Annotated in this window: 8 protein-coding genes; all 8 read left to right on the top strand. The window is 49.0% G+C overall.

Annotated features, from left to right (window positions below):
- Positions 1-93 precede the first annotated feature (93 nt).
- Positions 94-228 carry a 50S ribosomal protein L34 gene (gene rpmH / locus SLIP_RS12495; RefSeq protein ID WP_013176523.1) on the top strand — a complete coding sequence of 45 codons (135 nt, stop codon included), beginning with the start codon at positions 94-96 and terminating at the stop codon, positions 226-228.
- A 42-nt stretch (positions 229-270) separates the two neighbouring features.
- Positions 271-609, top strand: a complete 339-nt coding sequence (rnpA, locus tag SLIP_RS11835; RefSeq protein ID WP_013176522.1) for a ribonuclease P protein component — start codon at positions 271-273, stop codon at positions 607-609.
- Complete coding sequence (gene yidD, locus SLIP_RS12490) at positions 606-812, top strand: membrane protein insertion efficiency factor YidD (RefSeq protein WP_013176521.1); 207 nt, start codon at positions 606-608, stop codon at positions 810-812. Before rnpA ends, yidD begins: the two co-directional genes overlap by 4 nt.
- Before the next feature lie 69 nt (positions 813-881).
- Positions 882-1,661, top strand: coding sequence for a YidC/Oxa1 family membrane protein insertase (locus SLIP_RS11830; RefSeq protein WP_013176520.1), 780 nt, complete (start codon positions 882-884; stop codon positions 1,659-1,661).
- Positions 1,624-2,247: an RNA-binding cell elongation regulator Jag/EloR gene (gene jag, locus SLIP_RS11825; protein ID WP_041433108.1), complete on the top strand. Its 624-nt coding sequence runs from the start codon at positions 1,624-1,626 to the stop codon at positions 2,245-2,247. Before SLIP_RS11830 ends, jag begins: the two co-directional genes overlap by 38 nt.
- A gap of 194 nt (positions 2,248-2,441) precedes the next feature.
- Entirely contained in the window at positions 2,442-3,824 is a 1,383-nt protein-coding gene (gene mnmE / locus SLIP_RS11820) for a tRNA uridine-5-carboxymethylaminomethyl(34) synthesis GTPase MnmE (RefSeq protein ID WP_013176518.1), read from the top strand.
- Positions 3,825-3,835: 11 nt separating this feature from the next.
- Positions 3,836-5,767, top strand: coding sequence for a tRNA uridine-5-carboxymethylaminomethyl(34) synthesis enzyme MnmG (gene mnmG / locus SLIP_RS11815; RefSeq protein WP_013176517.1), 1,932 nt, complete (start codon positions 3,836-3,838; stop codon positions 5,765-5,767).
- On the top strand, positions 5,712-6,362 hold the full coding sequence (gene rsmG, locus SLIP_RS11810; protein ID WP_013176516.1) for a 16S rRNA (guanine(527)-N(7))-methyltransferase RsmG: 651 nt from the start codon (positions 5,712-5,714) through the stop codon (positions 6,360-6,362). The genes mnmG and rsmG overlap by 56 nt, the downstream gene beginning before the upstream one ends.
- Positions 6,363-6,377 lie beyond the last annotated feature (15 nt).

The following is a 6,377-nucleotide window of genomic DNA, read 5'->3' as shown; positions in this document are numbered from 1 at the left end:
TTAGAAGATGGTGGGGGGTTTTCTTGACAGGCCCAGGGGGAGAAAATATAATTGAAATGTGCATTGGTGAACATAAGGGAGGAAATCTGCGTTATGAAGAGGACGTACCAGCCAAAAAGGAGAGTTCGAAAACGGGTTCACGGATTCAGAACTAGAATGGCGAGTGCCGGAGGTAGGAGGGTTATTGCGAGACGACGGAGAAAAGGAAGGAAAAGACTCACAGCATAGGCCGGGAGCGGCCTTTCATTTGCTTTATGGGGTTTGTTTGACATGTTGAAGTCCGACCAACGGTTACGAAAGCGTAAGGATTTTGAGAAGGTTTATTCCAAGGGTAAGAAGGTTTTCGGGCGCTACTTGATACTGTACGTTGGTGAAAACGCGGCAGGAAAAAACCGCTATGGAATTGTGGCGAGTAAGAAAGTAGGGAAAGCAGTCATACGTAACAAAAGCAGGCGGAGGGTCAGGGAAGTTGCGCGAACCTTGGATTCGAAGCTGAGGCAAGGCTATGACGTGATTGTCATCGTAAAACCCCTGTGCAGGGAGGCTGATTTTGCAAGCGTGAAGAGTGATTATGAAAGACTGCTGAAGAGGAGCAAATTGTTAAAGTGAAAAGGGCATTGGTCGGGCTCATAAGGCTGTATCAGGTATTGTCCAAAGGGAAGATACCTTGTTGTCGGTTTGTACCTTCTTGTTCCGAATACATGATTAGAGCGATTGAAAGATACGGTGCCTTAAAGGGAGTATGGTTAGGGGTTAAGAGAATAGCAAAGTGCCACCCTTTTCATCCAGGAGGGTTTGACCCAGTTCCATGATAGAGAAAAGGAGGTGAACCTGCTGTCAAACAGTAGCCAAGGGATAGGGTTTGACAGACGGGGATAAGCTTGTGGTCTAGCATTGTCCAGGGTTTTGCTGATCTGATACAAGGCTTTTACCACATAACAGTAGCAATAGGTCTGCCAAATTATGGGTTTGCGATTATATTGGTAACGATAGCAATAAAGCTGCTTCTTTACCCGCTTACCCACAAGCAAATGAAGTCGATGCGGAAAATGCAAGAGCTTCAGCCTAGGCTGAAGCTCTTGCAGGAAAGGTATAAAGAAGATCCGCAGAGGATGCAAAAAGAAGTCTTCGATTTGTATAAAGAGCATGGGGTAAGCCCTTTGAGCGGTTGTCTGCCTCTGTTGATTCAGTTGCCTATCTTGGTAGCTTTTTACCGAGCCCTCTATCAATTAAAATATACGGTGCCCGCCCACGCGGCTTTTTTGTGGGTACCAACGCTCAGCAAACCCGATCCTTATTACGGTTTTGCAATATTAGCGGGTGTAACTACATACATTCAACAGAAACTTTCGACCCTGGATCCGAATGACCCGAGCCAAAAGAGCATGCTTTATGTCATGCCTGTTTTTATAGCGTGGTTGGCCGCGACTCTGCCGGCAGGGTTGGCTTTGTATTGGGTTACCTTTAACGTTTTAAGCATTGCCCAGCAAGCGTGGGTGAATGCGCGCAGCGGGGGAACAAAAGATAGCCCAGACGGTAGAGTGGAGAGGGGAAAAGTGGTGGCAGCAGGGGGAGAAGGCAAGAAAGAAAGTGTGATGAGCGACGAAGGAGGAAAGGATGGAGATGGAGAGCGTAGAAAAAAGGGGAAAAAGCGTGGATGAAGCGGTGAAAGCAGCTTTGGAAGAGTTGGGCGCAGAATTTGAAGACGTTGTAATTGAGGTTTTGGAAGAGCCGAGCAAAGGGATACTAGGGGTGATAGGCAAAAAGTCGGCCGTAGTTAGAGTGACCTTGAGGGAAAAACCGGAAGAAAAAGTCAGAGAAACTTTGGTTAACATTTTGAATAGTATGAAGCTGGATTATGAGATTCAGAAGGCAGAGTTTAACGATGGGGTGGTAAGGGTCAATATAGTAGGAAAAGACATGGGCTTGTTAATAGGCAGGAAGGGAGAGACCCTGAATTCGCTGCAGTTTCTCTTGGGGTTAATAGTAAACAAAGACAGGCAGGAGAAAGTAAGGGTAGTCCTGGATGTCGAAGATTATAGATTAAAGAGGGAAGAGTCCCTGAAAAACCTGGCTTTGAAATTATCAGATAAGGTAAAGCGCACGCGAAAAAGCATAGTGATGAGACCGATGAGTCCGCAAGAGAGGCGCATTGTACACACGGTGTTACAAAATGACCCGAGTATAGTCACTTTTAGCCAGGGCGAGGAACCAAATAGGAAAGTCGTCATTTCGTTGAAGCGGTGAGGGATGGGAGAGAAACCGAGAGAAGTCCAAGATAAAGTGTACATGTAGTACTATGGTGTATAAAAAGAACGAAAAAGGCCTTATAGAAGGCCTTTTTTTTAGGTAAATTTTAAATATAGAGTAAAGAAAACTGTCAGGCCGTCGGCGGGTTCGCCGGAAGCGTGTGTCATCATGTGCAGGAGGAGACGGATGGGATGATGGAGGATACTATTGCGGCTATCGCTACTCCCTTGGGTGAGGGCGGTATAGCCATCGTTCGGGTAAGCGGCCGTGAAGCGGTAGACATAGTAGAAAAGGTATTTCGGCCCGTGCCTGGGGGAAAGAGGCTGAAGGATCGAGGAGGTTATACCCTTGGGCTAGGCTGGATAGTGGACAGAAAAGGAAATCATGTTGACGAAGTTTTGGTCACAGTTATGAGGGGACCAAAAAGCTATACGGCAGAGGACGTGGTAGAGATAAACTGCCATGGGGGTGTATTGGCTGCCATAAGGTGTCTGGAAACGGTATTGGAAAACGGGGCTAGGCTGGCAGAACCGGGAGAGTTCACAAAGAGGGCATTTCTTAACGGCAGGCTGGATATTTCTCAAGCTGAAGCGGTGATAGACATAATCAGGGCTAAAACTGAAAAAGGTATGAGCATGGCGGTTAAGCAGCTTGAAGGGATGCTGAGAAAGCGGGTAGCAGAACTAGAGGACAGGTTAGTGGGTTTGAATACCATGGTTGAGGCCAGTATCGACTTTCCGGAAGAGGTGGGAGACCTTGACGAGGAAATAGCTAGGCAGCAAGCACAAGAGATATTACGGGAGTTAGAGGGTTTACTGAGGGCGGGAGAGAGGAACAGGGTGTACCAGTGGGGAGTAAAGGTAGTGATTGCGGGTAAGCCCAATGTGGGGAAGTCGAGTCTTTTGAATGCATTGTTGCGGAAGAAGAAGGCCATCGTAACCGACATTCCGGGAACCACCAGGGATATTGTGGAGGACTATATTAATGTCAAGGGAATTCCGGTCAATATCATGGATACCGCAGGGATAAGGGAGACCGGGGATTTGGTGGAGCGGATTGGCGTGGAGAGAAGCGAAGAGGTTATCAGCGAGGCCGATATAATATTGGCGGTTTTGGACGCGGGTGCTGGTATAAGCGAAGAGGACGAGAGGGTTGCGAAGATGGTTGCGGGCAGGAGGGTAATAGTGCTGGTTAATAAAGAGGACCTGGAAGAAAAACGCGTTACCCTAGAGGAAGTGGAGAGATTGTTTCCTGGGCAAACGGTGGTACGAGGATCGGTAAAAGAGGAAATCGGATTGGAGGAACTGGAATCCGCGATTGAAGAGGCGGTGCTGGCAGGAAAGGTAGAAGCAGGTGACGAAGATATAATGGTTAATTTGCGACAGGAAGAAGCTTTTCGGCGGGTTAAAACGTCAATGGAAGGTTTTTTAGCTGGGCTGGAAACAAATACCTCGTTGGACTGCCTGGCGGTCGACATCGGGGAGGCTCTAGAAGCCCTAGGAGAGATTACAGGGAAGACATTAAAGGAAGACGTGATTGAGAGGATATTTAGAGATTATTGTATAGGGAAGTGAGGTGAGGGAGAATGGAGTACCAGGCCGGAAGTTATGACGTCATAGTAATTGGGGCTGGACATGCGGGGTGCGAAGCGGCTTTAGCCGCTGCCCGGATGGGTTGCAAGACTTTATTAGTCACGATAAGTATAGACGGAATAGCATTAATGCCATGTAATCCTTCCGTGGGCGGCCCGGCCAAGGGTCAGTTGGTGAGAGAAATTGACGCCTTGGGGGGCGAGATGGGCAAGAACATTGACAAAGCTCGTCTGCAGATTAGGATGCTCAATACAGCAAAAGGACCGGCAGTGAGGGCTCTTCGGGCCCAGGCCGACAAGAAAAGATATCAGAAGGAAATGACCAAGACGCTTTTGGCAGAGTCAAATCTTGATATCTTACAGGCCGAAGTGGTGAAGATTTTAGCTGGGGCTGGCCGGGTGGAAGGAATAGTGACCAGGACCGGGGCTAAATACCAGACGAAGGCCCTGGTGGTGACGACCGGTACCTACCTAAAAGGGAGGATTATAGTGGGGGATGTCACCTATGATGGGGGACCAAACCCTTTTCCGCCGGCGACTAAGCTTTCAGAAAGCCTGCGAGAACTCGGTTTAGTTTTGGGAAGGTTTAAGACGGGTACTCCGCCCAGGGTAAGCAGAAAATCTATAGATTTCAGCAAAACCGAGGAACAGCCAGGAGATCCCGGAGTATTGAATTTTTCATACATGAGTCCGAGGGTGGAGAAACCCCAGGTATCGTGTTGGCTGACTCACAGCACTCCAGAAACTCACAGGATTGTCAAGGAAAACCTGCATCGTTCTCCATTGTTTACCGGAGTGATTCAAGGGGTAGGACCGAGGTACTGCCCGTCTTTTGAAGATAAGGTAGTGAGGTTCGCCCACAAAGAGCAGCACCAGATATTTATCGAGCCCGAAGGATTGGATACGGATGAAATGTACATCCAGGGGCTGAATACCAGTCTGCCTGAGGACGTTCAACTGGCAGTCTTGCATAGTATTCCGGGATTAGAGAGGGCTAGAATAGTCAGAACCGGGTACGCTATTGAATACGATTATGTCTTACCCTCACAGCTTAAGCTGACGCTGGAAACCAGGGTTGTGCAGGGCCTTTTTACGGCTGGACAAATCAACGGGACATCGGGCTACGAAGAGGCGGCGGCTCAAGGCATTATAGCGGGAATTAACGCAGCCCTGTTTGTACAGGAAAAGGAGCCGTTTGTTCTCAAGCGGAGTGAGGCTTATATCGGGGTATTGATCGATGACCTGGTTACGAAGGGCATTGAGGAACCGTACCGATTGATGACTTCTAGGGCTGAGTACAGATTGCTGTTAAGACAGGACAATGCGGATATCAGGTTAACGGAGAAAGGCCGCGATATAGGTTTGGTAGACGATGAGCGGTATACTCGCTTCAGGAGTAAGGTTAGGAGAATGGAAGAATTGCGGGAGATGCTTTTGAGGAACAAGGTAGGGGTGAGCCACGAAGGGGTTGCCAAACTGTTGCGAGAAAGGGGAACATCAGAACTTCGGGAGGCCGTATCTTTATGGGAATTGTTGCGTCGTCCCGAGGTGAGTATAGAGGACTTGGTATCGTTGGCCATGGTGGGGGAAGAGTTCGAGCCGGAGGTTAGGGAAGAGGTTGAGATAGAGTGTAAATATGAGGGTTATATAAGGAAGCAGGTGGAGATGGTTGAGCGCTTCGAACGGATGGAAAACAAACGTATCCCGCCAGACATCGATTACGACGATGTGGTTGGGTTGTCGAACGAAGGCCGGTTGAAATTGAAGACGGCTAGACCGGAATCAATGGGGCAGGCATCGAGGATGAGCGGGATATCACCCGCTGACATCACGGTGTTGCTGATTCACTTGGAGAGGGAACGCAGGGCGAATGAAGAAGGAAGGAAAGTTAAGACGGTTTCAGGAGCTGTTGGAGAGGGAGAATAAGAGGGTCAATTTGGTTAGCAAACAGATGTCGCGGGAAGAGTTGGAGAAGCACTTTGAGGACTGTCTGGAGTTTGCGAGGTACTGGGATGCAACAGGAAAGCTGGTTGCCGACATCGGTAGCGGTGGCGGGTTGCCCGGTATGGTATTGGCAATAGTTTTTTCGGAGGGGAAGTTCTGCCTGATCGAAGCTGATTCAAAGAAGAGTGCTTTTCTGACGATGGCAGGAAGGGAGTTGAATCTTCCGAACGTAAGCGTAATCACCGAACGGGTGGAGGCGATTGGAAGGGATGATGGATTCCGGGCAATGTTCGATTTTGTCTTGGTGAGGGCTGTTGCTAGGTTGAATGTGCTGGTGGAATACGGCTTGCCGTTGTTGAAGCGGGGAGGGCTATTGGTGGCCTGGAAGGGACGTAACTGTAATGTTGAATTGAAGGAGGCAGTCCGCGCATTAGAAGTAATAGGGGGTCAGGTAAAGGACCTGAAGGCTTATTGCCTGCTTGGAGGGCAGAGGTACTTGGTTGCGATTGAGAAGGTGAAGGAGACGCCGGAGGCCTATCCAAGGAGAATCGGGGTTCCGGAGAAGAGGCCCTTGTAGAATGGAGAGGGGGTG

It is taken from the genome of Syntrophothermus lipocalidus DSM 12680, assembly GCF_000092405.1.
In the GTDB taxonomy this organism is placed as follows: Bacteria; Bacillota; Syntrophomonadia; order Syntrophomonadales; family Syntrophothermaceae; genus Syntrophothermus; species Syntrophothermus lipocalidus.
The sequence above is the reverse complement of the archived record's forward strand: the minus strand, read 5'-3'. Positions and strand labels throughout refer to the sequence as shown.

Excerpts from the sequence above, each read along its gene's own strand:
- mnmE (WP_013176518.1), top strand. The coding sequence starts at position 2,442 with ATGATGGAGGATACTATTGCGGCTATCGCTACTCCCTTGGGTGAGGGC.
- jag (WP_041433108.1), top strand. The coding sequence starts at position 1,624 with ATGGAGAGCGTAGAAAAAAGGGGAAAAAGCGTGGATGAAGCGGTGAAA.
- rpmH (WP_013176523.1), top strand. The coding sequence starts at position 94 with ATGAAGAGGACGTACCAGCCAAAAAGGAGAGTTCGAAAACGGGTTCAC.
- rnpA (WP_013176522.1), top strand. The coding sequence starts at position 271 with ATGTTGAAGTCCGACCAACGGTTACGAAAGCGTAAGGATTTTGAGAAG.
- mnmG (WP_013176517.1), top strand. The coding sequence starts at position 3,836 with ATGGAGTACCAGGCCGGAAGTTATGACGTCATAGTAATTGGGGCTGGA.
- rsmG (WP_013176516.1), top strand. The coding sequence starts at position 5,712 with ATGAAGAAGGAAGGAAAGTTAAGACGGTTTCAGGAGCTGTTGGAGAGG.